General features: G+C 74.2%; 26 protein-coding genes. 8 read left to right on the top strand and 18 right to left on the bottom strand.

From position 1 onward, the window contains the following. Positions 1-13 precede the first annotated feature (13 nt). On the top strand, positions 14-220 hold the full coding sequence (locus tag ACIQVD_RS30645; protein ID WP_100834910.1) for a DUF6011 domain-containing protein: 207 nt from the start codon (positions 14-16) through the stop codon (positions 218-220). An 84-nt stretch (positions 221-304) separates the two neighbouring features. On the opposite strand, the gene ACIQVD_RS30650 is transcribed toward ACIQVD_RS30645, so the two are convergent. Further along, a complete protein-coding gene (locus ACIQVD_RS30650) occupies positions 305-1,141 on the bottom strand; it encodes an adenosylcobinamide amidohydrolase (protein ID WP_400685509.1) in 837 nt (278 codons plus the stop codon). A 71-nt stretch (positions 1,142-1,212) separates the two neighbouring features. Between ACIQVD_RS30650 and ACIQVD_RS30655 the strand changes: the two genes are divergently transcribed. The 3 genes from ACIQVD_RS30655 to ACIQVD_RS30665 all read left to right on the top strand — a co-directional run bounded on the left by ACIQVD_RS30655 (position 1,213) and on the right by ACIQVD_RS30665 (position 2,953). Continuing rightward, positions 1,213-1,884, top strand: coding sequence for a TetR/AcrR family transcriptional regulator (locus ACIQVD_RS30655; RefSeq protein ID WP_400685512.1), 672 nt, complete (start codon positions 1,213-1,215; stop codon positions 1,882-1,884). Between the two features lie 89 nt (positions 1,885-1,973). Beyond that, the gene (locus ACIQVD_RS30660; RefSeq protein WP_400685515.1) at positions 1,974-2,174 is read left to right on the top strand and encodes a DUF1918 domain-containing protein; all 201 of its coding nucleotides are present in this window, start codon (positions 1,974-1,976) and stop codon (positions 2,172-2,174) included. 41 nt (positions 2,175-2,215) lie between these two features. Beyond that, positions 2,216-2,953 carry a DedA family protein gene (locus ACIQVD_RS30665; protein WP_402292385.1) on the top strand — a complete coding sequence of 246 codons (738 nt, stop codon included), beginning with the start codon at positions 2,216-2,218 and terminating at the stop codon, positions 2,951-2,953. Between the two features lie 13 nt (positions 2,954-2,966). On the opposite strand, the gene ACIQVD_RS30670 is transcribed toward ACIQVD_RS30665, so the two are convergent. Both ACIQVD_RS30670 and ACIQVD_RS30675 read right to left on the bottom strand, forming a co-directional pair. After that, positions 2,967-3,722 carry a PIG-L deacetylase family protein gene (locus ACIQVD_RS30670; protein WP_402292386.1) on the bottom strand — a complete coding sequence of 252 codons (756 nt, stop codon included), beginning with the start codon at positions 3,720-3,722 and terminating at the stop codon, positions 2,967-2,969. Positions 3,723-3,878: 156 nt separating this feature from the next. Beyond that, positions 3,879-4,319 (bottom strand): MarR family transcriptional regulator, encoded by a 441-nt coding sequence (locus tag ACIQVD_RS30675; protein ID WP_402292387.1) that lies wholly within the window; start codon positions 4,317-4,319, stop codon positions 3,879-3,881. A gap of 135 nt (positions 4,320-4,454) precedes the next feature. Here ACIQVD_RS30675 and ACIQVD_RS30680 point away from each other — a divergent pair, with 135 nt between their 5' ends. Next, positions 4,455-5,096 (top strand): DUF6629 family protein, encoded by a 642-nt coding sequence (locus ACIQVD_RS30680; RefSeq protein ID WP_400685527.1) that lies wholly within the window; start codon positions 4,455-4,457, stop codon positions 5,094-5,096. Here the strand turns inward: ACIQVD_RS30680 and ACIQVD_RS30685 are convergent. Next, the gene (locus ACIQVD_RS30685; RefSeq protein WP_400685530.1) at positions 5,018-5,917 is read right to left on the bottom strand and encodes a winged helix-turn-helix transcriptional regulator; all 900 of its coding nucleotides are present in this window, start codon (positions 5,915-5,917) and stop codon (positions 5,018-5,020) included. The genes ACIQVD_RS30680 and ACIQVD_RS30685 overlap by 79 nt on opposite strands. Before the next feature lie 86 nt (positions 5,918-6,003). Between ACIQVD_RS30685 and ACIQVD_RS30690 the strand changes: the two genes are divergently transcribed. Next, positions 6,004-7,272: an MFS transporter gene (locus tag ACIQVD_RS30690; protein ID WP_400685533.1), complete on the top strand. Its 1,269-nt coding sequence runs from the start codon at positions 6,004-6,006 to the stop codon at positions 7,270-7,272. Positions 7,273-7,434: 162 nt separating this feature from the next. On the opposite strand, the gene ACIQVD_RS30695 is transcribed toward ACIQVD_RS30690, so the two are convergent. After that, positions 7,435-8,334, bottom strand: a complete 900-nt coding sequence (locus tag ACIQVD_RS30695; protein ID WP_402292388.1) for a polysaccharide deacetylase family protein — start codon at positions 8,332-8,334, stop codon at positions 7,435-7,437. A 95-nt stretch (positions 8,335-8,429) separates the two neighbouring features. On the opposite strand from ACIQVD_RS30695, the gene ACIQVD_RS30700 reads away from it, so the two are divergent. Together ACIQVD_RS30700 and ACIQVD_RS30705 are read left to right on the top strand one after the other, a co-directional pair. Next, positions 8,430-9,533, top strand: a complete 1,104-nt coding sequence (locus ACIQVD_RS30700) for a calcium:proton antiporter (protein WP_400685539.1) — start codon at positions 8,430-8,432, stop codon at positions 9,531-9,533. Between the two features lie 314 nt (positions 9,534-9,847). Beyond that, positions 9,848-11,842, top strand: coding sequence for an amino acid transporter (locus tag ACIQVD_RS30705; RefSeq protein ID WP_400685542.1), 1,995 nt, complete (start codon positions 9,848-9,850; stop codon positions 11,840-11,842). A 226-nt stretch (positions 11,843-12,068) separates the two neighbouring features. Here ACIQVD_RS30705 and ACIQVD_RS30710 read toward each other — a convergent pair whose 3' ends face one another. The 13 genes from ACIQVD_RS30710 to ACIQVD_RS30770 form a co-directional block, all read right to left on the bottom strand. Beyond that, positions 12,069-12,470, bottom strand: coding sequence for a multidrug efflux SMR transporter (locus tag ACIQVD_RS30710; RefSeq protein ID WP_100834921.1), 402 nt, complete (start codon positions 12,468-12,470; stop codon positions 12,069-12,071). Positions 12,471-12,526: 56 nt separating this feature from the next. After that, on the bottom strand, positions 12,527-12,847 hold the full coding sequence (locus ACIQVD_RS30715) for a multidrug efflux SMR transporter (RefSeq protein ID WP_100834922.1): 321 nt from the start codon (positions 12,845-12,847) through the stop codon (positions 12,527-12,529). Positions 12,848-13,153: 306 nt separating this feature from the next. Then, on the bottom strand, positions 13,154-13,813 hold the full coding sequence (locus ACIQVD_RS30720; protein ID WP_400685546.1) for a DsbA family protein: 660 nt from the start codon (positions 13,811-13,813) through the stop codon (positions 13,154-13,156). Next, entirely contained in the window at positions 13,810-14,298 is a 489-nt protein-coding gene (locus tag ACIQVD_RS30725; RefSeq protein ID WP_402292389.1) for a nucleoside deaminase, read from the bottom strand. Before ACIQVD_RS30725 ends, ACIQVD_RS30720 begins: the two co-directional genes overlap by 4 nt. Before the next feature lie 263 nt (positions 14,299-14,561). Then, the gene (locus ACIQVD_RS30730) at positions 14,562-15,764 is read right to left on the bottom strand and encodes an IS701 family transposase (protein WP_402292390.1); all 1,203 of its coding nucleotides are present in this window, start codon (positions 15,762-15,764) and stop codon (positions 14,562-14,564) included. Positions 15,765-16,195: 431 nt separating this feature from the next. Next, positions 16,196-17,005 carry a maleate cis-trans isomerase gene (locus ACIQVD_RS30735; RefSeq protein ID WP_400685555.1) on the bottom strand — a complete coding sequence of 270 codons (810 nt, stop codon included), beginning with the start codon at positions 17,003-17,005 and terminating at the stop codon, positions 16,196-16,198. A gap of 11 nt (positions 17,006-17,016) precedes the next feature. Beyond that, complete coding sequence (locus ACIQVD_RS30740) at positions 17,017-17,691, bottom strand: transglutaminase family protein (protein ID WP_400685558.1); 675 nt, start codon at positions 17,689-17,691, stop codon at positions 17,017-17,019. Between the two features lie 17 nt (positions 17,692-17,708). After that, positions 17,709-18,827, bottom strand: coding sequence for an acyl-CoA dehydrogenase family protein (locus tag ACIQVD_RS30745; protein WP_402292391.1), 1,119 nt, complete (start codon positions 18,825-18,827; stop codon positions 17,709-17,711). Positions 18,828-19,018: 191 nt separating this feature from the next. After that, on the bottom strand, positions 19,019-19,393 hold the full coding sequence (locus ACIQVD_RS30750) for an ectoine synthase (RefSeq protein ID WP_282206411.1): 375 nt from the start codon (positions 19,391-19,393) through the stop codon (positions 19,019-19,021). A gap of 180 nt (positions 19,394-19,573) precedes the next feature. Further along, positions 19,574-19,840 carry a phosphopantetheine-binding protein gene (locus ACIQVD_RS30755; RefSeq protein WP_400685564.1) on the bottom strand — a complete coding sequence of 89 codons (267 nt, stop codon included), beginning with the start codon at positions 19,838-19,840 and terminating at the stop codon, positions 19,574-19,576. Then, positions 19,837-21,306: an AMP-binding protein gene (locus tag ACIQVD_RS30760; protein ID WP_400685567.1), complete on the bottom strand. Its 1,470-nt coding sequence runs from the start codon at positions 21,304-21,306 to the stop codon at positions 19,837-19,839. Before ACIQVD_RS30760 ends, ACIQVD_RS30755 begins: the two co-directional genes overlap by 4 nt. A 230-nt stretch (positions 21,307-21,536) precedes the next feature. Continuing rightward, positions 21,537-21,986: a MarR family winged helix-turn-helix transcriptional regulator gene (locus tag ACIQVD_RS30765; protein WP_100834932.1), complete on the bottom strand. Its 450-nt coding sequence runs from the start codon at positions 21,984-21,986 to the stop codon at positions 21,537-21,539. Between the two features lie 555 nt (positions 21,987-22,541). Beyond that, entirely contained in the window at positions 22,542-22,916 is a 375-nt protein-coding gene (locus ACIQVD_RS30770; protein ID WP_282204788.1) for a PRC-barrel domain-containing protein, read from the bottom strand. Positions 22,917-23,032: the final 116 nt, after the last annotated feature.

Consider the following 23,032-nt stretch of genomic DNA (forward strand, 5'->3'; position numbering starts at 1 on the left):
GTGAACTGTTGCGGTGAGTGATCAGCGCGACAGCACCGAACCTCCGCTCCCCGGCACGGCCGTCGAGCGCCGCCCGGCCCCCGTGGTCCGCTGCCGCCGCTGCCACCGCCCGCTGCACAGCCCCGAGTCCCGCTGGGAGAAGCTCGGCCGCCACTGCGCCGACGCCCCCGAGCGCACCCGGGTCTACGTCATCGACCAGGACCACCTGCCGGGCACCTGATCCCCCGTCAGCCCCCGCCCGCCCGCACCGCACCGGACCGGAGCGCACCGGACCGCACCGCCCCGGACCGGCGGGGGCGCCCGCTCACCCCGCCGCCTCCCGAACCGCCCGGCTCCCCCCGCCCGCCAGCACGTCCTCGCACCCGCAGCCGGGCCCGGTGGCCGGATGGGTCGGGGGGCCGTCGTACCCGGCGCGGCGTTCGCGGTCGGCCAGCGCCCCGGCCAGGACGGCCCGGTGGACGGCCCGGGCCAGCCGGGCGCCCCAGCGGGAGCGGGGGCCGCCGAAGGGCTCGACCGCCGCGCCCGGCCGCGGGGCGCGGACCGCGACGCAGACCGCGTCGGAGGGGGTGCCGGAGCAGTCGTACCCGGCCTCCAGCAAGGCCTGGACCTTCGCCTCGGTGGCGGTGGTGAGCAGGTTGAGCAGCCCGGCGTCGGAGAGCGGCGCGGGGACGACGGCCAGGATGTTGATGGTGCCGGGCGCGTGGCGGGCGGGCGGGACCTCGGGGGCGGCGGCCCAGGTGGGGACGCCGATGCCGGTGGTGACCACGGCGGTGGCGCCGCCGTCCTCGGCCCAGGTGCAGGCGTCCACCTCGGCGGCCGTCATCAGTCCGGTGCCGGGGCCGGTCAGGCCCTGCGCGGCGGCGAGTTCGGCCAGGTGCCCGGCCGGGTCCATCCGCCCGTACCCGGCCCGGACCTGGGCGTTGAGCACCCAGTGCCGCTCGCCCAGGCCGCCGCCGAGGACGCCGGAGCCGGCCATCCGCCAGCCCGGCCCGGCCCGCCACACCAGCAGGTGCCGGCACGCCCCGTCCTCGATCCGCCCGGCCCGCTGCACCGTCACCACCGGGGCCGCCGGGTCCACCAGGTCCCCCGCGCCCGCCCCGTCCGCCCCGTCCGCCCCGTCCGCCGCCCGCTCCTCGCTCATGGTCCGCCAGCCAACCACACCGCGGCGGCCGGAATTCGCCCCGGCCCGACCGGATGCGGCAGAGTGGCGTCATGACCCCGCCCCCCGCCGCGCCCGCCGCCCGCGCCGCCCGCGCCCCGGCGGCCGGGGCGCGCCGCCGACCGGTGCAGCAGCGCAGCCAGGAGCGCTACGAGCGGCTGCTGGACGCCTGCGCGGGGCTGCTGGACGAGGCCGGGCCGGCCGGGCTGACCACCAAGGAGGTGGCGCTGCGCGCCCAGGTGCCGATCGGCACCCTCTACCAGTTCTTCGCGGGCAAGGAGGGCCTGCTGGCGGCCCTCGCCGAACGCAACCTGGCCCGCTTCCTGGACGGCCTGGCCCGCCGGGTCGCGGCGGCCGGCTCCCCCGACCTGGCCGCCTTCACCGACCACGCGGTGGACGAGTTCGTCACGATGAAGCGCTCCGTGCCGGGCTTCGGCCACCTGGACTTCGGCCTGGTCGGCACCGTCCCCGCCGAGGTCGACGAGCTGCACCTGCTGGACGCCGAGCTGGACAACAACGCGGCGGTCGCCGTCCGGCTGCGCGCCATCGGCGGCGGGCTGTTCGCGGCGCCCGGGTACGGGCTGGCCCTGCGGGTGGCGATGGAGTGCGCGGACGCGGTGCTGAAGCTGGCGTTCCGGGCCGATCCGGCGGGCGACCCGGTGCTGATCGCCGAGTGCAAGCGGCTGGTGCGCAGCTACCTCGCCGACGTCCCGCCGCGCGGGTGACGGGTTCGGCTTTGCGCCGTCCGGGTAGCCGCCGCACAGTGGAAGGGAAGTCCGAAGGCCCTGTCCGATCCGCCGGCGGGAGTTGTCCGATGCAAGCCACCGTGGGAGACCACGTCCACATGTACAGCAGGTCGGTCGGCATGACCGACCGCACGGGTGAGATCGTCGAGGTGCGCGGCGCCGACGGCGAACCGCCCTACCTGGTCCGCTTCGAGGACGGCCACGCCGGCCTCGTCTACCCCGGCCCCGACTGCCTCGTCGAGCACCGCGTCGACGGGGAGCAGCGCTGATCCCGGCCCCCGCCCGGGCCAGGTAGGAGGAGCACCCGCCCTTGTCGCCGACCCTGCCGGGCCCGCTGGCCCACCTCGCCCCGCTGCTCGACGACTACGGCTACCTCGCGGTCGGGGTGCTGGTCTTCCTCGACAACTGCCTGCTCCCGGTCCCGGGCCAGACCATCCTGGTGCTGGCCGCCGTGTACGCGGGCGCGGGGCAGCTGTCGCTGCCGGTGCTGCTGCTGGTGGCCGTCCTGACCGCGTTCGCGGGCGACGCGCTGGCGTACGTGCTGGGCCGCACCGGCGGCCTGGCCCTGGTGCAGCGCTGGGGCCGGTACGTCCGCCTCACCCCGGAGCGGATGGCCCGCGCCGACGCCTTCTTCCGCCGCCGCGGCGCCCTGGTGGTCACCGGCGCCCGCTTCGTGGACGGCCTGCGGCAGACCAACGGCCTGCTGGCGGGCACCGCCGGCATGCCCTGGCGCCGCTTCCTGCTCGCCAACGCGGCGGGCGCGGCCCTGTGGGCGGGCGTGTGGTCGGCCGTCGGCTACTTCGCGGGCAGCAACATCGACACCCTCTACCGCGAGGCCGTCCGCTACCAGGTGCTCCTGTTCGCCGTGCTGGCCGCCCTCGCCGTCCTGCTGGCCGTCCGCACCTGGCTCCGCCGCCGCCGCCACCGCCCGCCCCGCGACAGCGCCGCCGGTCGCATCCCGCACCAGGGCGGCCCGGACGGCGGTCAGGGCGACGGCGGGGACGGTGGCGACAGCGACGGCAGCGACCTCCCCAGCGACCACCGGTGAGCCGCCGGCCCGGTCAGCGCAGGGGGACCACCTCGAAGGCGGCGGCGAAGCGGGTGCCCAGGCGGGAGCCGGCCGCCCGGCCCGTGCCCTCCAGGAACTCGGCGGCGTCGGCCATCTCCCCGCCGAGGCCGTCGAGGTAGGCGCGGTGGGCCTCCAGCGAGGCGACGCCGGCGGCGAAGGTGTCGGTGGTGTCGGCGGCGTGCCGGGCGTCGGGGGAGCCGGCCGCCCAGAGCTGGCGGACGCCGTTCCAGGGGTCGAGTCCCTCGGCGGCGAGGTCGCGGAAGACCCAGCGGTTGCCCGCGTCGCGGACGGCGTCCAGGGTGGCCCGGCCGACGGCGATGTGGTCGGCCTGGTTGGGGAGGACGCCGCCGTAGCTGTCCCGGAAGTTGGTGGTGATCACGATGTCGGGGCGGTGCCGCCGGATCGCCCGGGCCAGGTCGCGGCGGAGCGGCAGCCCGTACTCGACGGTGCCGTCGGGGTGGCCGAGGAACTCGACCGTCCCGACGCCGACGATCCGGGCCGACTCGACCTGTTCGCGCTCCCGGACGGGCCGGCACTGCTCGGGGTCCAGGCCGTCGATGCCGGCCTCGCCGCTGGTGACCATCAGGTAGCTGATCCGCTTGCCCTGGCCGGTCCAGCGGGCGACCGCGGCGGCGGCGCCGTACTCCATGTCGTCGGGGTGGGCGACGACGGCGAGGGCGCTGTCCCAGTCCTCGTCGAGCGGCCGGTACGGCGGCGGGGGCGGGGCCTGGTCGGTGGTGTCGCTCATGGTCCTGTGCTGCCTCTCGCCGGGGCCCCGCCCGTCCGGGGCCGGATGGTGCGGACGGTGCCGTGCGCCGGGGTCCTCTGACGGGGGGTCACCGCCCCCGGAGCGCCCGCCGCGACGCGACCGGCCGCCGCGACGCACTTCCACGGTAGCCCCGGCTCAGCCGGGCGTCGCGGTGTGCAGGCGCAGCGGCAGGCCGTGCGGGGCGGCGCGCTCGGCGGGGTCGAGGCGGGCGAGGAGGTCGTCCTGGACGGCCCGGGCCTCGGCCTGGAGTGCGGCGAGGCGGGTGCGGCCGGCGTCGGTGAGGGTGAGGCGGCGGCGGTCGGCCGGGTCGCGGGCGCGGTCGATCCAGCCGTGGGCGGCGAGCAGGTCGGCGGCCCGGGCGGGGTCGCCGGGGTCCGGGCGCAGGCGGGTGGCGGGGCCGCGCTGGGTGTGCGGGCCGAGGGCGGCGAGGGCGGCCGGCGCGGCGCGGTGGTACGGGCGCGGGCCGTCGGCTCCTGTGCGACCGCGCCGCGGTGGCGCAGGCGCTCGGCGCGGCCCCGGGCCCGCCCCGGGGGCGACGCGTTCGTCTGCCGGGCCGCGGACGTGGCCGCCGCGCACGAGCCGGCCGGGCGGGCGGCAGCTCGGCCCCGGTGCCCGCCGACCGCCCGGGGCGGGGCGCGGGCCTGCGCGCCGCGCACCTGCGCCACCGCGGCGCGGTCGTACTGACGGGCCGTCGGCTCGTACGCTGGCCGGATGTGCTGGAGCGCGGAGGCCGATCTGATCGCCGGGGGCGCGGTGGCGGCGGTCGGCGCCGCCGCGGTGGTGCGCGCCGGGGTCTCGCGGCGGCTGCCGCTGGCCGCGCTGCCGCTGCTGCTGGGCGGGCACCAGCTGGTGGAGGCGGGCGTCTGGTCGGGCTGGGCGTGGGCCCGGACGGTGTGGGCGGTGATCGCGCTGCCGCTGCTGCCGCTGTACGTCCCGGCGGCGGTGTGGTGCGCGACCCGCCGCCGCGCGGCGCTGTGGTGCGCCGCGCTGGGCGCGGCCGTCGCCGTCCCGCTGGCGCTCGCGGTCGCCCGGCACCCGGTGGCGGCGCACGTGCACGGCCACACGCTGGGGTACGCGATCGGCGTCCCGGCGGCCGGGCCGCTGCTGGCCGGGTACCTGGTGGCCGTGCTGGGGGCGCTGCTGGGCTCGGGCGACCGGTACCTGCGCCTGCTGGGGTGGATCACCGGCCTGGGCGCGCTGGTCTGCGCCCTGCTGTGGCGCCTCGCGTTCGTCTCCACCTGGTGCGCGCTGGCCGCCGTCGCCTCGGTGCTGCTCTACCGCTGGGCGGCCGTCAGCTCGTCGAGCAGCGCCAGCGCTTCGCCCACCGAGCCGCCGGGGTCGGGGACGGGGTAGAGCACCCCGCGCACCGTCCGGTCGGCGTCGACCACCAGGGTGAGCCGCTTGAGCCGGTCGGCGCCGCCGGCCCGGAAGGTGGGCAGCCGCAGCGCGCCGGTCAGCCGCAGCGCGGCGTCCGAGAGCAGCGGGAACGGGATCGTCCGGTGGGCGGCGAACGCGGCCTGCTGGTCGGGGCGCTGGGTGGAGACGCCGTGCACGGTGGCGCCGCGGGCGGTGAACTCGGCCAGCCGGTCGCGGTAGGTGCAGGATTCGAGCGTGCAGCCGACGGTGCCGGGGATGTCGTCCCAGCCGGGCGGGTAGCCCTGGGTGCCGGGGGCGTACGCGCCGGGGAAGCAGTACAGCACCGTCCAGGGGGTGCGCCCGACCGGGTCGGTGAGCGGTGGTCGGGCGCTCTCCGAGGCGGCGGGCAGGGCGAGTTCGGGCAGGCGGGTGCCGACCAGGGCGTGCACCCGGTGGGCCTCGGCGGAGTCGGGCGGCGCGGTGGCGGTGAGGGTGCCGTCGCCGAGCAGGTGCCGGCCGCCCCAGTCCTGGAGCGCGACCAGCACCGGCAGCAGCCCCCAGCCCTTGTCGGTCAAGTGGTAGGCGTAGCGCGGCGGGTGGGCGTGGTAGAGGCGTTTCTCGACCACGCCGTCCTCGACCAGGGCGCGCAGCCGGGCGGTGAGCACCTTGCGGCTGATGCCGAGCGATTCGTGCAGGGCGTCGAACTGGTGGGTGCCGCCCGCGAGGTCGCGCACCAGCAGCAGGGTCCACCAGTCGCCGACCACGGACAGCGCCTGGGCGATGGAGCAGTCGGTGTCGCCGACGTCGGTGTAGCGCATGGCACCACCTTGCCACCGCGGCTCCCCCGGCGCCTATAGTGAGTTCCCCAAGGGAACTCACTGCCTGCCACCAGGGGGAACGCCACATGAGCACCACCCGCACCGAACGACCGCCCACGGCGCCCGCCGCCCGCCCGGCCGCCGCGTTCTGGCGCTACTGGACGGCCACCACCGTCAGCGGCCTCGGCGACGCCGTCACCGCCGTCGCCCTCCCGCTGACCGCCGTCTCGGTGCTGCACGCCAACGGCTTCCAGGTCGGCCTGGTCACCGCCGCCGGGTACGTGGCCTGGCTGGTGATCGGCCTGCCGGCCGGCGTCCTGGTGCAGCGCCTGCCGCTGCGCGGCACCCAGATCGCCATGGACCTGCTGCGCGCCGCCGCGATCGCCTCCGTCCCGCTGGCCGCCGCGTTCGGCGTGCTGGGCCTGCCGCACCTGGTCGCGGCGGCGCTGCTGGTCAGCTTCGCGAGCGTGGTCTTCGACGTCGGGAACTCGACCTTCCTGCCCGGTGTGGTGCCGGCCGAGCAGCTCACCGCCCGCAACAGCCTGACCTCCGGCACCCACGCGGTGAACCAGCTCGCCGGGCCCTCGATCGGCGGCGTCCTGGTCCAACTCCTGGGCGCGGCGGCGGCGTTGGTCGTGGACGCGGTCAGCTTCCTGTGCTCGGCGGCGCTGCTGCGCACGCTGCCCCGGGCCGCCGCCGAACGCCCCGCGCCCACCGCCGGCCGGCCGTCCTTCGGCGCGCAGATCCGCGAGGGCTGGCGCTACGCGACCCGGCACCCGGTGATCGGCCCCTGCCTGGCCGAGGCGACCTGCGTCAACTTCGTCTGCGGCGCGCTGATGGCCGTCGTCCCGCTGTTCCTGGTGCGCACCCTGCACGCCCCGGCCGGACTGGTCGGCGTGCTGATGGCCGCCGAGGGCGCCGGCAGCCTGCTCGGCGCGGCGCTCACCCCCCGGCTGGCCGCCCGCTTCGGCACCGCCCGCACCCTGGTGTACGGCTCGCTGGTCGGCGTGGCGACGGCCCCGCTGATGCCGCTCGCCCCCGGCGGGCCCGGGCTGCCGCTGTTCGCGCTCGGCAACGCCGGGTTCGGCGCCTCCGTGGTGGTGCTCAGCATCCTGACCCGCACCTACCGGCAGCGCACCGTCCCCGCCGCGCTGCTGCCCCGGGTGATGGCCACCGTCCGGTTCGTCTCCTGGGGCGCCATCCCGGTCGGCGCACTGGCCGCGGGCGCCGCCGCCTCGCTCTGGGGCCCCCGCACCGCACTGGCCCTGGCCTGCGCGCTGACCGCGCTCTCCCCCGTCCTGCTGCTCTCCTCCCGGCTGCGCGGCGCCCGCGAGCTGACCGACGTCACGGCCTAGTGCCGCGTCAGGCCGCCTTCGCCCGTCAAGGAGCGGTGTCCGGTGCGTGCTCTCGGCGTGCCGGCCGGAAGCCCCCGTCCTGGGTGTACTCGGCTTTTCGGCCGGTGCGGCGAGAGGGCGTGCCGGACACCGCGACGGGGCGAAGGGTTGCCTGACGCGGCACTAGGCCGGGTCCGAGAGCCGGACGAAGCGGCACCCGGCGTCCAGCATCGCGGGCAGCGCCCGCGCGTAGCCCTCGCCGGTGCCGGCCGCCGGGTGGTTGAGGTGGCTGATCACCACCGATCCGGGCGGCGCGGCGGCCACCGTGGCGGCGACCTGGCCGGGGGTGAAGGTCGCGCCGCCGTCGCCGTTCACCGCGAAGCCGGCCACCCGCTCGCCCAGCTCCCCCACCAGCGCCACCCCGACCTCGTCGTAGTGCGCCGTCCCGGCCCGGAACCAGCCGGGGGCCCGCCCCAGCAGCCCGGTCAGCTTGGCCCGGTTGCCCGCCACCTCCTCGTACGCGGCGGCCGGGTCCGCCGTCCCGGTAATGCCGTACGCCGAACGGCCGGTCACCGACAGCGGGCGGTGCGCGGTGCCGTGGTTGCCCAGTTCGAACAGCGGGTCGGCGGCCAGCTCGGCGAACGGCCCCGGGTTGGCGTCCACCCAACGGGCGTTCAGGAACAGCGTGGCGGGCACCCCCAGGCGCCGCAGGGTGCCGATCAGCGCCGCGTCGTACCCGTCCCCGCCCGGCCCGCCGCACGCGTCGAAGGTCAGCGCCAGCGCCCCGCCCGGAACGGTCGTCACGACGCCCGGCAGGTCGGTGCCCCAGCGCTGCGGCGCCCGCCCGGCGTACCGGGCCAGCACCTGCTCCCGGTGGGGCGGCGCGGGCGGCTGCGCGCCGGACGGGGCGGCGGGCGGCGCGGACGGGACGGACGGGACGGCGGTGCCGGGTGCCGTCGGCGGCCGTCCGCCCGGTCCACCCAGCCCGCCCCGCGCCGCGCCGCAGCCCGCCGTGAGTCCGAGCGCCGCCGCCAGTACCGCCCGCCGTCCGACCGTCCGCGCCACCCGCGCCGTCCGCGCCATCCGCGCCGCTCCTCGCCGTCCGCCGTGGCCGCCGTGACCACCGCCACGAGTGTCACTTCCCGGCGCGGCCGGTGCCATCTGCGAAGCTCGGCCGTATGGCTTCCTCCCCGCGACCGCACTACCTGCAGTGGACGACCGTGGCCCCGGTGCTGGCGTTCCTGCTGCTCCTGGCGACCTGGCACCGGGACCTGCCCTGGCCGGTGGTGGCCCTGGTGGCCTGCTTCCTGGCGGTCTCGGTGGTGGCGGCGGTGCACCACGCGGAGCTCATCGCGCACCGGGTCGGCGAACCGTACGGCTCGCTGGTGCTGGCGGTGGCCGTCACCATCATCGAGGTCGCGCTGATCGTCACGCTGATGGCCGACGGCGGCGACAAGAGCGCCGGCCTGGCCCGGGACACCGTGTTCGCCGCCGTCATGATCACCTGCAACGGCATCCTCGGACTGTCCATCCTGGTCAGCGCGTTGAAGTACCGGGTGGCGGTCTTCAACGCGGAGGGCACCGGCGCGGCGTTCGGCGCGATCGCCACCCTGGCCACGCTGAGCCTGGTGCTGCCGACCTTCACCACCTCGCAGCCCGGCCCGCAGTTCTCCACCACCCAGCTGGTCTTCGCCGCGACCGCCTCGATCGTCATCTACGGCCTGTTCGTCTCCACCCTGACGGTCCGCCACCGGGACTACTTCCTGCCCGTCACCGCGGCGGGCGAGATCGTCGACCCGCTGGACGAGCACTCCGAGACGCCGACCATGCGGGAGACCCTGGTCAGCGTCGCGCTGCTCGCCGTCGCGCTGGTCGCGGTGGTCGGCCTCGCCAAGGGCGTCTCGCCCACCATCGAGCGCGGCGTCGCCGCCGCCGACCTGCCCAACGCGGTGGTCGGCGTGGTGATCGCCCTGCTGGTGCTGCTGCCCGAGTCGATCGCCGCCGTCCGGGCCGCCGTCCGCAACCGGGTCCAGATCAGCCTCAACCTGGCCCTCGGCTCCGCCCTGGCCTCGATCGGCCTGACCATCCCGGCCGTGGCGATCGCCTCCAGCTGGCTCTCCGGGCCGCTCGAACTCGGCCTGGGCGCGAACCACATGATCCTGCTCGCCCTGACCGTCGCCGTCGGCACCCTCACCGTCATCCCCAAGCGGGCCACCCCGCTGCAGGGCGGCGTCCACCTGGCCATCCTCGGCGCGTACCTGGTCCTGGCCGTGAGCCCGTAGCGGCCCCGGGCCCCGCCCGGGCACGGCTGGACGAACTCGCGGTGCGCCCGCGGGGTCGTCCAGCCGCCCCGGCCGACTCGTCCGCCGGCGCGCCCTCCTCCCCCGACGGCGCCCGCGTCCGCACTCCCCTGCGGCGTCCCGTCCCGCATCCGCCTCGACCCCGCGGCCTGTACGCGGGCACGGGCGGTCCAGCCGTTCCGACTCGTGGGGTTGGGGCGGCGAGGCAGGGGCACACGTCCCGGGCGTGCGCGGGGCAGCAGGCGGCCCGGCCCTCGGTGGACGGGCCGCGGTGGGAGGACGACGACGGGGTGGGGATGGACGACAGGATCGACGTCGACGCACTGGCGGTACCGGAAGTGCTGGACAGTCCCGCCCTGCGGCCCGGGCCGCCGCGGGGCGGAGCAGCGGGCTGGCTGCTGCGGCACCGGGTGCAGCCGGTGGGGCCCGCGGCGGCGGAGGAGCACAGCGAGCCGCAGGCCTGGTGGAAGGTGATGTGCCTGACCGGTGTCGACTACTTCTCCAGCCTGGCGTACGTGCCCGCGATCGCCGCGCTCGCGGCCGGAGCGGTCTCGCCGCTGGCGACGCTGCTGATCGTGGCGCTGACGCTGGTGGGGATGCTGCCGATGTACCGCCGGGTGGCCCGGGAGAGCCCGAACGGCGCGGGGTCGGTGGCGATGCTGGAGGACCTGCTGCCGTTCTGGCGGGGCAAGGTGTTCGTGCTGGTCCTGCTGGGGTTCGTGGCCACGTCCTGGATCATCACCATCACCCTGTCCTCGGCGGACGCCTCCGTGCACCTGGTCGAGAACCCCTACCTCTCCGGTGCGCTGCACGGCCACGAGGTCGCGCTGACCGTCGGTCTGCTGCTCCTGCTGGGCGGGGTGTTCCTGCTCGGCTTCAGCGAGGCGGTCACCGTCGCCATCCCGCTGGTCTCCCTCTTCCTGCTCCTGAACGCGGTGACCATCGGCGCGGGCGTGGTGGAGGTGTTCACCACGCCGGGTGCCTGGTCGGCCTGGACGGGGGCGCTGGGCGAGGGCGGCGGCGGCTTCGGCGGCCTGCTCGGCCCGGCGCTGCTGGCGTTCCCCCTGTTGGTGCTGGGCCTGTCCGGCTTCGAGACGGGGGTGAGCATGATGCCCCTGGTGGCCGCCGAGGGCGCAAGTCCCGAACAGCGGCTGGACGCGCGGGTCCGCAACGCCCGCAAGCTCCTCACCACCGCGGCGGCCGTCATGAGCGTCTACCTGCTGGCGGCGAGCTTCGTCACCACCGTCCTCATCCCGCACCGGGAGTTCGAGGCGGGCGGCCGGGCCAACGGCCGGGCGCTGGCCTGGCTCGCCCACCAGGAGCTGGGCGAGGCGTTCGGCACCGCCTACGACGTCAGCACCATCCTGATCCTCTGGTTCGCCGGCGCGTCGGCCATGGCGGGGCTGATCAACATCGTCCCCCGCTACCTGCCCGACTACGGCATGGCCCCGGAGTGGGGGCGGGCCGTGCGCCCCGTCGTCCTGGTCTACACCGCCCTGTGCATCGTCATCACCGTCGCCTTCGGCGCCGACGTCAACGCCCAGGCCGGCGCCTACGCCACCGGCGTCCTCGCCATGATGGTCTCCGGCGCGTTCGCCGTCACCGTCTCGGCGGTGCGCCGGCGCCGGCGCGTCGCCACCGCCGGTTTCGCCGCCCTCACGGCGGTGCTGCTGTACGCCCTGGTGGCCAACATCGTCGACAAGCCGGACGGCATCGCCATCTCCGGGATGTTCATCGCCGGCATCGTCGCCGTCTCGTTCGTGTCCCGGGTCTCGCGCACCACCGAGCTGCGCGCCGAGAGCATCACCCTCGACCCCGCCGCCCGACGGTTCGTCACCGACACCCTGGCGCACGACGGGTCCATCAACATCATCGCCAACCGCCGACAGGCCGGAACCGCCGACGAGTACCGGCACAAGGAGCAGGAGCAGCGCGGGGACAACCCCGTCCCCGGCCCCGCCGACGTCCTCTTCGTCGAGATCGACGTGGTGGACCCGTCGGACTTCAGCGGCGCCCTGCTGGTGCGCGGCGTCGAAGTGGACGGCTACCGGATCCTGCGCACCGAGGCGCCCGCGGCGCCCAACGCGATCGCCGCGCTCCTGCTGGCCCTGCGCGACTCCACCGGTGTCCGGCCGCACTGCTACTTCGCGTGGGCCGAGGGCAGCCCGTTGAAGCACATGCTCCGCTACTTCCTGCTCGGGCGCGGCGACACCGCCCCCGTCACCCGCGAGATCATCCGCAGGCACGAACCCGATCCCGCCCGCCGCCCCGGCATCCACGTCGGAGCCTGACCGGCCTCGCCCCCGGTCCGGCCGGAGAGCACCCGCGGTCGACGGGTCCGGCCGGTCGACCGCCACCCGGGACCGGCGAGGCGACCCCCGCGCCCTGCGGCAGTCGGCTCCGGCATCCGGGGTGCACCTCCTCGACACCTCGGCCGCTCCTCGGCCACCCGACCGGGCCCCGGCTCGGTCGGGTGGCCGAGGAGCGGCACCGCGGTGCTTCCGGCGGCGGCACCCGTCAGGCGTCCACGGTCCTGGCCTCCAGCGGCGCGGCCGCGTCCTCCGGGGTCTTCGCCGGCCGGTCGGCGAGCTTGAGCCAGATCACTCCGGCGATGATCACGGCCAGCCACACGGCCTGGACCGCGGTGAGGGTCTCGTCGAAGATGACGGGGCCCAGCAGCGCCGCGCCGACGGAGCCGATACCGGCCCACACGGCGTAGCCGATGCTGACGTCGATGGTGCGCAGTGCGACGCTCAGCGCCCAGAGCGTCAGCAGGAAGAAGACGACGGCGACCAGGGACCACGTCAGGCGGGTGAAGCCGTGGCTTCCGCCGACGGAGAGCGCGTAGCCGACTTCGAACCCGCCGGCGAGTAGGAGCACGATCCAGGAATTGGCCGAGGTGCGCCCGGTGTCGGACATGTGTGGAAGTCCTTTCGAGGGATGGGTCGGACGGGGACGAGGACGGGGCGGGATTCTCAGGCGGCGCCGCTGAGTTGGAGGCCGACGACCCCGGCGATGATGACGACGATGCCCACGGCCTTGCGCCAGTTCAGGCGCTGCCCGAAGAGCAGCGCGCCGAGGAGGGTGATGCCGATGCCGGCGACGGAGGTCCAGATCGCGTACCCGACGCCCACGTCGAAGGTGAGCAGCGCCCTGCTGAGGAAGAAGGTTCCGAGAGCGCCGGTGATCAGGGTCACGGCTGTCCACGTACGGTTCTTGAAGCCTTCGGCCTTACCGGCCGCGATCGCGACGGCGATCTCGAAGATGTCCGCGATCGCGAGGTAGAACCACTGCATGGCTGGTCCTTTCGTTCGTTGGAGGTCGGTGTTGCGCCGGGGGAAGAGGGAGCGGGAACGGTCCGCCGCGGGTCTGCGGCACGGGAGGTCGCGGGCGGGGCGGCAACGGCGAGGCGGTGTTCCGCTGCGCGCCGACGGGCGGGAGCGGACGGCGGGGCAGGCCGGTCCGGGCTCGACGGGGCTGCCGGGCGGCCCGGCGGGCCGATGTGATCGGGCGTCGCGCCGCACCCGGGTGGCACGGCCGGTCGACGGCGTCAGCGACGTTCCGCCGGCCGGCCGGTGCGACGGTCCGGCGCTCGGGTCAGGTCAGCACCCGTCGATCCGGCAGGCGGGGGCGTCGCCGGCGGCGGCCTGTTCGGCCCGGGCGTCGAGCACGGCCTTGCGGATCTGGGCCGCGGTGGGAACGCCTTCGATGCGGTGGCGCCCGTCGATGATGATCGTGGGAGCGACGGAGACGCGGAAGGCCTCGGCGGTCCGCAGCGCCGCCCGGTGGGTCTCGGTGTAGCTGCCGGCGATCAGCGCCTGGCTGAACTCGTCGGCGTCGAGCCCGAGTTCGGCGGCGATGTCGGCGAGGACCTCGATCCGGCCGATGTCCCGGTTCTCCTGGAAGAAGGCCCGCAGGAGGCGCGGGGTGTACTCCGCGGCCCTGCCGTGCTCGGCCGCGTACTGGTAGCCCTCGAAGGCGAGCCGGGTGTAGGGCTGCGGGGAGACCGTCGGCAGGGTGAGGTCCACGCCCATCCGCCGGGCCATCGGGTAGACCGAACGCTCCCAGATCGCCGGCAGGTACGGGTCCTCCGGACGCAGGGTCGGAGCCGGGTGGGGTCGCAGCTCGAACGGCATCCACTCGATCTCGACGTCGAGGTCGCGGACGGCCTCCTGCAGCGGTCCCTCGGCGAGCATGCAGAACGGACAGACGTAGTCCGACCAGACCTTGATGCCGACCTTGCCGGTCGCCGTACCGGTCATGACCGCCCCCGTTCCATCGCGAGGAACTCCTCGAACGGCTTCGTCCCCTCCGGGAGCCGCAGCCAGGTGACCTTGATCGGCCAGTTCTCCGGATCGTCGGCGAAGATCGAGTACGAGCTCGTGTAGTCGAAGCCGTACCGGGCGGCCGTCTTGCGGTCGACCACGTTCACGATGTGGCTGACGTTGAAGTACAGCGAGGCCATGTAGCACAGGGCGCACGGCTCGCCGGAGGCGAACAGGGTGGCCCCGGCGGTGGCGTGCAGCCCGTGCGCGGCGGCGGCCTCGCGCAGTGCCGTCACCTCGGCGTGCGCGGTGGGGTCGTTGTCCTCGCGCACCCGGTTGACGCCGGTGCCGAGGATCCGGTTGCGGTTGACCACGACGCCGGAGAACGGGATGCCGCCCCCGGCGACGTGCTCGCGGCTGATCCGTACCGCCTCACGTGCGTACTCGGTCAGCTCGCTCTGTGAAAGCTCGGAAGTGCGCACCGCTGCTCCCCCGCTCAGACCGCGGCCGGGGGGCGGGCGATGGGCGCCGTGACTTCAGGCATGGAATCCCCAGTAGTTGCTTGTATGTACAAATTATCTGAGCCCGCAGAAAACTCGAGCGCGCAGGTAGAGTTTGCATGAACATACATCTTGCTGTCAATCGCAACTATCGGAACGGGCCCGTGACGGCCGGTGGGCACTGCCGGACCGTCAGAACGGGGAGGCCGGCCACCGGCCCGCCTCCCCGGCCCCGCACGGCCGGTTCAGACCGCGACGGGATAGCTCGGAGCCTTCTCCTCCGCCCACCGTGCTCCGGGCCCGAGCGGCGGCCTCGGCCCGTCGCCGCTCCCCTCCTCCGGGCCGGGCCGGGAGCCCCGCCGGGCCGGGTCGGCCACCAGACGGCTGTAGATGAAGGCGGCCGACACCAGCGCCATGTGGTGGTGCCAGCCGGGGAACGAGCGGCCCTCGAAGTCCCGCAGCCCGAAGCGCCGTTGGAGCAGATCGACGGCCTCGCCGGTCGCCGGGTGCCGCTCCGCGTACCCTAAGAGCTCCTCCACCGGACGGTGCGCCATGTTGGTGATCCACAGCTGGCCCGGACCTTCCGGACGGCCGTCAGGCTGGGCGAACAGGCGGAGCGGCTGGGGTCTTTGGTCGGCCGCGACGACTCCGGGCGCCTGGACCATGCTGTCCTGGACCGGCCCCCGGCCGGGTCTCGCGGCGGCGGGACGGGCCTCCGCGCCCCGGTCGCTCAACACCCGGGCCGCCGCGATCACCGGCCGGCGCGCACCGGAGGACTGCGGCTCCAGCGGGGCCAGCAGGAAGCCGTCGGGGATCGCGACGACGAAGTCCAGCCGGCGCTCGATCAGTCCGTCGAGCAGCCGGCGCGGGTCCAGGTAGCCGTCGAGGTCGACGACGACCGGCACGGGCTCGTACTGCGAACGCCGCACCACCACGTCGAGCACGTCGAGGAGTTGGCCCTCGGGCGAGGACGTGACGGTCCACGGGATGCGGGCGCGTTCGCGCAGGGGGCCCCGGGCCCACGGCTCGGGCAGGACGAGGCACCAGCCGACGGGAAGTTCGCCCGCGTCCGTCGACATGAAAACGGCCGCGCTCACCTGGCAGTTGACGGTGCGTCCGGTCTGCGGGATGAATCGGCGGTGCACTCCGCACGACTTCTCACCGCGCTTGGGCAGGACCACGGGGGCGGCCGTCCAGGCCCTGGGCCGGACCTGGGCTTCGGCCCACCGGCGCAACTGGTCGCACACCGGCTCCCACTCCCAGGGGCTCTCGTTGATGAACTGGTGCAGGGCCTGCGATGCCGTCGGGGAGTCACACGCCACGGCCGCGAGCCGGCGGATGGACTTCTTGCCGGGTGTCCTGAGGAGGCCGTTGACGTACGCGTGGGCCCACCTGCGCTGGTCGGCCCTGCGCAGGTGGCCGAAGAGCTGATCCGTGAACAGGGCCACGGAGTCCCATCCCCTCATAGTTTCCCCTCCGGTGTCGCGGCTGCGAAATTTCCGCACGGCCACCCACATTAAGGAATGACCACTATTTTTTTCCGGGGGAAAAGGGATTCCGGTCGCCACTTCGCCAACTCCCCGCGCGCCGTGGCGCGATCGCGGCGGATCGGATCACGAAACGGCACGAACGGGTCCGGTTGGCGGACGGGATCCTCGCGGTGGCGCGCGGGTCGATCGGCCCGTGGCCTCGGGAAAGGAGGCCGGACCGGTGGGTCCCGGCCGGGTGGGCGTGGAACTTCACCACCGGTGCGGCCACCCGCGGCCGATGGCGTCCCTACGCGCTCATCGACCCGCGCACGAGTGCCACCGGAGAGCGGGCGGTCGTGCGCCCTCCGGGGTTCCGAGGACGGCCCCGCGGCCGTGGGCGTCCGGCAGGGTCACGCGTGGTCGTCCTTGGGCGTCGTGGTGAACAGGTGTCCGTAGTCGGTGATGCCGTGGGCGGTGGCGGCGGCACCGGCGAGGTGGAGGGCGTGCCAGAGGATCACCTGGTTCGCGGTGACGACGTCGAAGCCGAGCTCCTGCTCCAGGGCCCTGATGGTGCCGACCGCCCGGATTCCGTTGCCGGCCACCAGGACGGCCTCCGGCCGGTGGGCGGCCACCGTGGTGCGGATCCACTCCGACAGGTTCTCGGGCGTGATGGCCTTCTGGTTCGAGGGCAGCCCGCAGGGGCCGTGGTGGACGACGTCGTACCCGAACTCGCGGAAGTAGTCCGCACCTTGGCCCGACAGCGTGTCGTCGAACCACGGCGGGTTGACCACCGCGATGCGGCGGGCGCCGAGCGCGTCGAAGGCGGCGCGGGCGGCCTTGGTGGTCCCGGTGATCGGCAGGCCCCGGGTGACGGGCAGCAGCCGCTCGTACAGCTCCCGCTCGCCCCGGGCCTTCAACGCGTAGCTGGAGGAGGTGAAGCCCAGGGCGAGCGCGTGCAGCGGGGAGGCCGCCAGCAGTTCCACGGCGTTGTCCAGGTACGGCGCCCGGACGAAGGACAGGATCGGGTCGTACGGGATCTTCTCGTCCATCTCGCCGCCCGCGCGCATGGCGGCGAAGTGGACGCGCGAGCCGTGGACGGACACCGTGGCCGGGGCGACGGCCTGCAGTTCGGCCTCGGGGCCGACGTCCGCGTGCGGCACGACGACGCCGATGCGGGTCGAGGCGTCCCATCCGTCGACGGGCGAGGGGGTGCTGGTCACGGGCTTCTCTCCTACCGGGTGGGTGCGGACTCGTCGGCCAGGCGGCCACCGCTGACGGTGCCGGTGCCGCCGGCGTCGAGGAACTTGGGGTGCTTGCGGCGCATGGTCTCCAGGACGAAGTCGTACGGGACGTCGTCGAAGGCGCCGTGGTCGGTGAGGAACTCCATGGCGCCGCCGCCCCCGTGGGGGTGGTGCAGGCTGTCGCTGAGCCCGTCGAACTCCAGGGCCCGCATCCCGTACAGCTTGCAGAGCAGCTTGTTGAACACCGGGGTGGCCTTGACCCACCTGCCCTCGAGGTGGACCTGGGTGAGACCGTGGAAGAACACGTCGCCGCCGACGTGCTCCAGGAGCCGGGGCGAGGCGAGGTGGTTGCGCACGTCGCCGTAGACCAGGCGGGACGGAATGCCCAGGGCGCGCACGGCGGCCGCGTACAGCGCGGACTTGTGCAGGCAGAAACCGGACTTGGTGGTGGCGGTGTGCGAGGCCCGGAGGCCCTCCCGGGTCAGCGGGGCGCCGTAGACCTCGTAGTCGACGCCGTCGCGCACCGCGTAGTAGAGCTCGACCGCGTTGGTCCGGCGGTCGGCGGAGCGGTCCTTGACGGCGTGGTCGATGAAGGCCTGCACCTCCTCGGTCTGGTGGTCGAGGAACTCGGTCGGGCGGGTGAGGTGGTCCATCGGGTCGGTCATGTCGGAATTCCCGTCGCTCAGAGTCCGAGGAGCATGGCGATGCGGTTGCGCTGGATCTCGGATGTCCCGGAGTAGATCGTTCCGGCGATCGAGTTGCGCAGGTCGCGCTCGATCCCGTGCTCGGTGAGCACGCCCCGTCCGCCGTGGATCTGCACCGCGTCCAGCGCGGTCTGCACGTTGGCCTCGGACACGACGGTCTTGGTGACCGCCAGGTCGAGCGAGGCGTCCTCGTTGCGTTCGACCTTGGCGCCGGTGTCGGTGAGCCACTTCCGGGCGGTCTCCACCCGGATCTTCATGTCCGCGATCTTGTGGGAGACGCCCTGGTAGGAGCTGATGGGCCGGCCGAACTGGTGGCGCTCCTTGGCGAAGGCGATGGTCTCCTCCAGGCGCCGGGTCATCTCGCCGAGGGTGATGGAGAAGCCGAAGAGGACCTCGCGCTTCATCACGTAGTCCAGGACCCGGAACCCGGCGCCCTCCGGGCCGACCCGCCGGCCGACCGGCACCCGCATGCCGTCGAAGGCGAGCGTGCCGATCGGGCTGGTGCGCAGGCCGATCTTGTCCATCGCGGGGCCCACGGTCAAGCCGGGGGTGTCGGCGTCGACGAGCAGGGTGGTCAGGCCGAAGGGGCCGGGCTTCCCGGTGCGGACGTAGAGCAGGAAGAGGTCGGCGACCGGAGCGTTGGTGATGAACATCTTGTCGCCGGTGACGACGTAGTGGTCCCCGTCGCGGTGGGCGACGGTGGCCAGGTTCACCGCGTCCGACCCGCCGGACCGTTCGGTGATCGCGTGCGCGGTGATCGCCTCGCCGGAGACGATCCTCGGCAGGTGCTCCTCCTTCAGTTCGTGGCTCGCGAACCGTTGCAGGGGCGTGCCCACGGACACGATCTGCGTCGAGGCCGAGAACGAGAGGCCCGCGTCCCGGGAGGTGTGGCCCAGTCCCTCCAGGGCGCGCATCGTCTCGGTGAGGCTGCGGCCGGCGCCGCCGAACTCCGGGGCGAAGGGGACGCGCAGCAGGCCGCTCTCCTGGATCGCCTTCCACTTGCCGTACGGGAAGGCGCCGGCCGCGTCCAGCTCGCGGGTGTCGGCGTTCAGCTGCTCGGCCCACGGGGCGGTGAGGTGAAAGAGGTCATCGGTCACGGGAGATCCTGGGGTCCGTTTCGGCAGTGGATCGGGCAACAGTGGATCGGGGTCGTGCCATGACGACGGTCGCCGGCTCGCGCGGACGGCCACGGACTCGGACGCGCGCGGCCGGGTGCCCGGCCCGGGCCCCGACGGTGAGCGGGAACCGGGCCGGGCGGCGCACTGGCGGCCGGAGGGGCGGCGGCGGCTCAGTACTGGGAGAACCCGTCCTCGGACAGGGTGTGCTTCTCGTCCCCGTTGATCGGCGGGTTGAAGATCGACACCAGGTGGAGGTCCTCGTCGGCGGAGGCCAGCAGGTAGTGCGGGTCGTGCTGGTCCAGGACGTAGATGGTGCCCGGCACGATCTTGTGACGGGTGCCGTCCTTCTCCACGACCTCGCCCGAGCCGCCGATGCAGTAGCAGGCCTCCAGGTGGTTGCGGTACTGCAGGGCGCTCGAAGTCCCCTTGCGCACGAGGGTGTCGGCGACGGCGAAGCCCATGCCGTCGCGCTTGGTCAGGAGCCGGTAGCTCAGACCGTTGCCCCACTCGACTGCGGCGACGTCATCGAGGCTGCGGGTGAACATCTCTCTGGTTCTCCTTCGGAATCGGGTGGTGCGTCGGTTCGGTGCGGTGCGGTGCGACCGGTCGGGCGGGACGGTGCAGGGGCCGGACCGGGGGGAGCGGACGGGAGCGGTTTCGGAGCAGCCGAGCAGCCGGAACGGTCGGCCCGGGCGGCTCGGGGGCCGGACCGTCGGAGCGGTCGCTCAGGCGGCTGCGGCCGGGCGGTGGTCCGCGATCATCGCGACGATGGCGTCGATGGTGCGGAAGTCGTCCGGTCCGAAGTCGATGTCGTCGACCGGCAGCCGGTAGGCGGAGGTGAGGTGCCCGAGCATCTTCACCAGGCCGAGGCTGTCGATGACTCCGGAGTCGAGCAGGTCGTAGTGGCCGGTGAGGTCCGAGACGTCCTCCCCGGCCAGGAACTGGTCCACGATGTAGGCGCGGACCTCGGCGGCGATGGCGGTGGTGCTCATGCGTCACTCCCCTTGGTGAGGTTCTGCTTGATCAGGTTCCGGTCGGGCTTGCCCGTCGAGGTGCGGGGCAGCGGAGCGGCGGTGAGGTGCACCGAGGCCGGGATGGCGTGGCGCGGTAGCTGCCGGCCCAGGTGGGTGCGCAGCCGGAGGCTGGTGAGGTCGGTGCCGGGGCGCCGGGTGACGTGGGCGTGCAGCCGGACGCCGGCCTGCGGGTCCGGCAGCGGCACGACCACCGCCTCGGCGACGTCCGGGTGGGCGGTGATGACGTTCTCCACCTCTTGCAGGTTGGTGCGGACGCCCCTGACCTTGACGTGCCAGTCCGCGCGCCCCTCCAGGAAGTGGAGGCCCTCGGCGGTGCGGGTGACGATGTCGCCGGTGCGGTAGAAGACCCGGCCGTCGAGGTGGGTGAACACCGCGTCGTTCAGGTCCTGCCGGAGGTAGCCCCCGGTCTGGAACGGCGTGGACACCAGGAGTTCACCGGTGCCCGCCGAGTCGAGGCGCGCGCCCTCGGCGTCGACGACCAGGGCGTCGGTGCCGCGGATGGGACGGCCGATGGGCATCGGGCCGTCCACGGCGGTGGGATCGACGCGGTGGATGAAGGAGTCGTTGGTCTCCGTGCAGCCGAACACGTTGTGGAAGGCGGCCCGGGGGAACGCCGGTGGGACGCGGCGCAGGAGGTCGACCGGCATGCGGTCACCGGTGAAGACCGCGTGGCGCACGGCGGCGAAGGTGCCGCCTCCCTCCAGGAGCAGCCGGTACATCATCGGCACGCCCTGGACGAAGGTGACGTCGTGCCGGCTGACCAGCGCGGCGAGGTGCGCGGCGTCGGTCGCCCGCTGCTGTTCGACCAGGACGACGCTCGATCCGAGCCGGAGGAAGGTCCAGACGTCGAGCAGGGCGAGGTCGAAGTTGAGGGGTGCGTAGGACAGGGCGGTCTCGTCCGGCGTGAGCGCGAACTCGTCGACGGCCCAGTCGGCGAAGGCGTCGAACCCGGCGGTCTCGATCGGCACGATCTTCGGCGTGCCGGTCGAGCCGGAGGTGGTCAGCAGCAGCTGGGTCCGCGCCGGGTCCGGCACCGCGAACCCCTCGGCCTCGCTCCGCTCCGCCCGTACCGGCAGCGCGGTGAGCGCGCCGTCGTCGGCGGCGGTGAGGAGGTGGGAGACGCGGGCCTGGTGCGCCAGGCGTTCGAGTGCCGCGCTGCCCAGGCTCGGTGAGGGCGCGAGGGCGATGTGGCCCTCGCGGAAGACGGCCAGCAGCAGCGCGATGGTCTGCGGGTCCTTGTGCGCCGGAACGCACACGGTGCTGCCCGCCGGGAGTCGCAGCCGCGCCAGGTGGGCGCGCAGGCTCCCGGTCAGGTCGTTCAGCCGGCCGTAGGTGACGGCCCGGTCGTCGAAGTGGAGCGCGGTGCGGTGGGGCCGGTTCTCGCCGTGAGCGGCGACGGTCTCGGCCAGGAGGGACGATGGCACGGCGGGATTCCTCGCGGTCGGCTCAGCCGTCGGGACGAGTGCCGACCGGCTGTTCGAATTCGTGCGGTGTCGACGTTGAAGTTACCGAACCAACTGGATGCTTGGTCAAGCATGTACTTGGCGAAGTGAGTGTGACGTAGGCCACAAGAGTTGCATGTTCAAGCAAAAACCCCGAACGCGTTCCGCGTTCGGGGCGGGGTCGGGGCGGCCGGCCGCCGGGCCGGCGCGGGTCAGACCTGGATGGCGCGCAGGGCCTGGACCGTGGGGCCCAGTTCGGGGTCGGCGGTGAAGGTGTTCAGGGCGGACGACAGGACCTCCGCGTAGGTGGCGCGGGCGGCCTGGTAGCGCTGGCGCCCCTCGTCCGTGATGACGGCGTACACGCCCCGCTTGTCCGACGGACAGAGGTCCTTGAAGGCGAAGCCGGCCGTCTCCAGGCGGCCCACCAGGCGCGTCACCGACGACTGCCCCAGGCCGACCTTGTCGGCCAGGTCCTGCATCCGCAGCTCGCTCGTCTTGGAGTGGTGCAGGTGCTCGAGCGAGCGGTACTCCGACAGCCCGATCCCGTGCCGCCGTTGCAGCGCCAGGGCCAGTTCCCGCTCCACGTAAGCGTGGAGCGAGAGCACCCGGTTCCATGCGGCCTGGTCGGAGGTGCGCAGGGGCGCGTGGGATGAAGTTGCCATGGGGGCCTCCGTTGCAAGGTGTCGCCTGGCAGAAGAGTACATGCGCATGCAAGATCCTGGCGCCCCGAATTTTCCTTTCCCGAAGATTTAAGGGCCCATTAGGCTTGCACGTACAAGCAATTTCTCTGACCCGATCACCAGCCCGCAAGACCTCGGGAGACCCGCGGCGCCGACCGCGCCGGGTCGTACTCCATCCTTCCGCCGGCCCCGGTCATCACCGACTGTCCGGTACGACCGAACCCCGGCGGAGGCGTGATCGGACGGCTGAATACCTGAACGTCCCGCGCTCCTGGCCGCACCGGGAAGCGGCGGGCGCGGTCCTCCCCGCCGTGGACGCTGACGGCGTGCGCCTCGCCGCTGCGCGGGCCGCAGCCGCCGCGAGTTCGGCGACCGGGGGGAAGGTCCCGTCACCCCCGGCCCGGATCTCCTCCACCCGGACGGGTGGAGGAGATCGCCGCACGTCTCGGGCCGCACCGAGGGGGTGGGCGCCCGACTCCGGGCGGGGAGGCCGACTTCGTTGCGTCCCGGCGTCCGGATCGAACGCCCCCACGGCCCTCAGGGCAGCCGGTTGCCGTAGAACGGGCCGTAGTAAAGGGCCAGTTCGGCCCGCAGGTCGAGGTCGGCGTGCTGCTCGGCCCGCACCAGCGGCGGGGCGGCCCCGATCTCCTCCTTGGTGCGGTCGACCGTGATGGTCCGCCGCTCCTCGTCGACCTGGCGGACCGTCACGGCCGGCAGCAGCACCCGGTGGTGGAAGATCCACGGCGCGGTGTCGACCACCAGGTACTGCGGTCCGAGGTCCTCCGCCATCCGGTCCACCTTGCCGATCGGCCCGTCGACCGCCTCCACGTGGTACCCGACCAGGTCACCCACCGGACGTCCGGAGGCGTCCCGGTACGCCCACACGTCGAGGTCCTCCCGCTGTTCGCTCACGCTGGTGCCTCCGCTCGCGCGGCCCCTGGCGGGCGGACCCTCCGCCGCCGGCCGCCCGGAACGATTGCCCGCCGGAGGTAGTTCCATGCCGCGCCGAACAACCGCGTTCTCCCAGC

Origin of the sequence: Kitasatospora sp. NPDC090308 (assembly GCF_044769485.1) — a bacterium.
GTDB classification, from domain to species: Bacteria; Actinomycetota; Actinomycetes; order Streptomycetales; family Streptomycetaceae; genus Kitasatospora; species Kitasatospora fiedleri.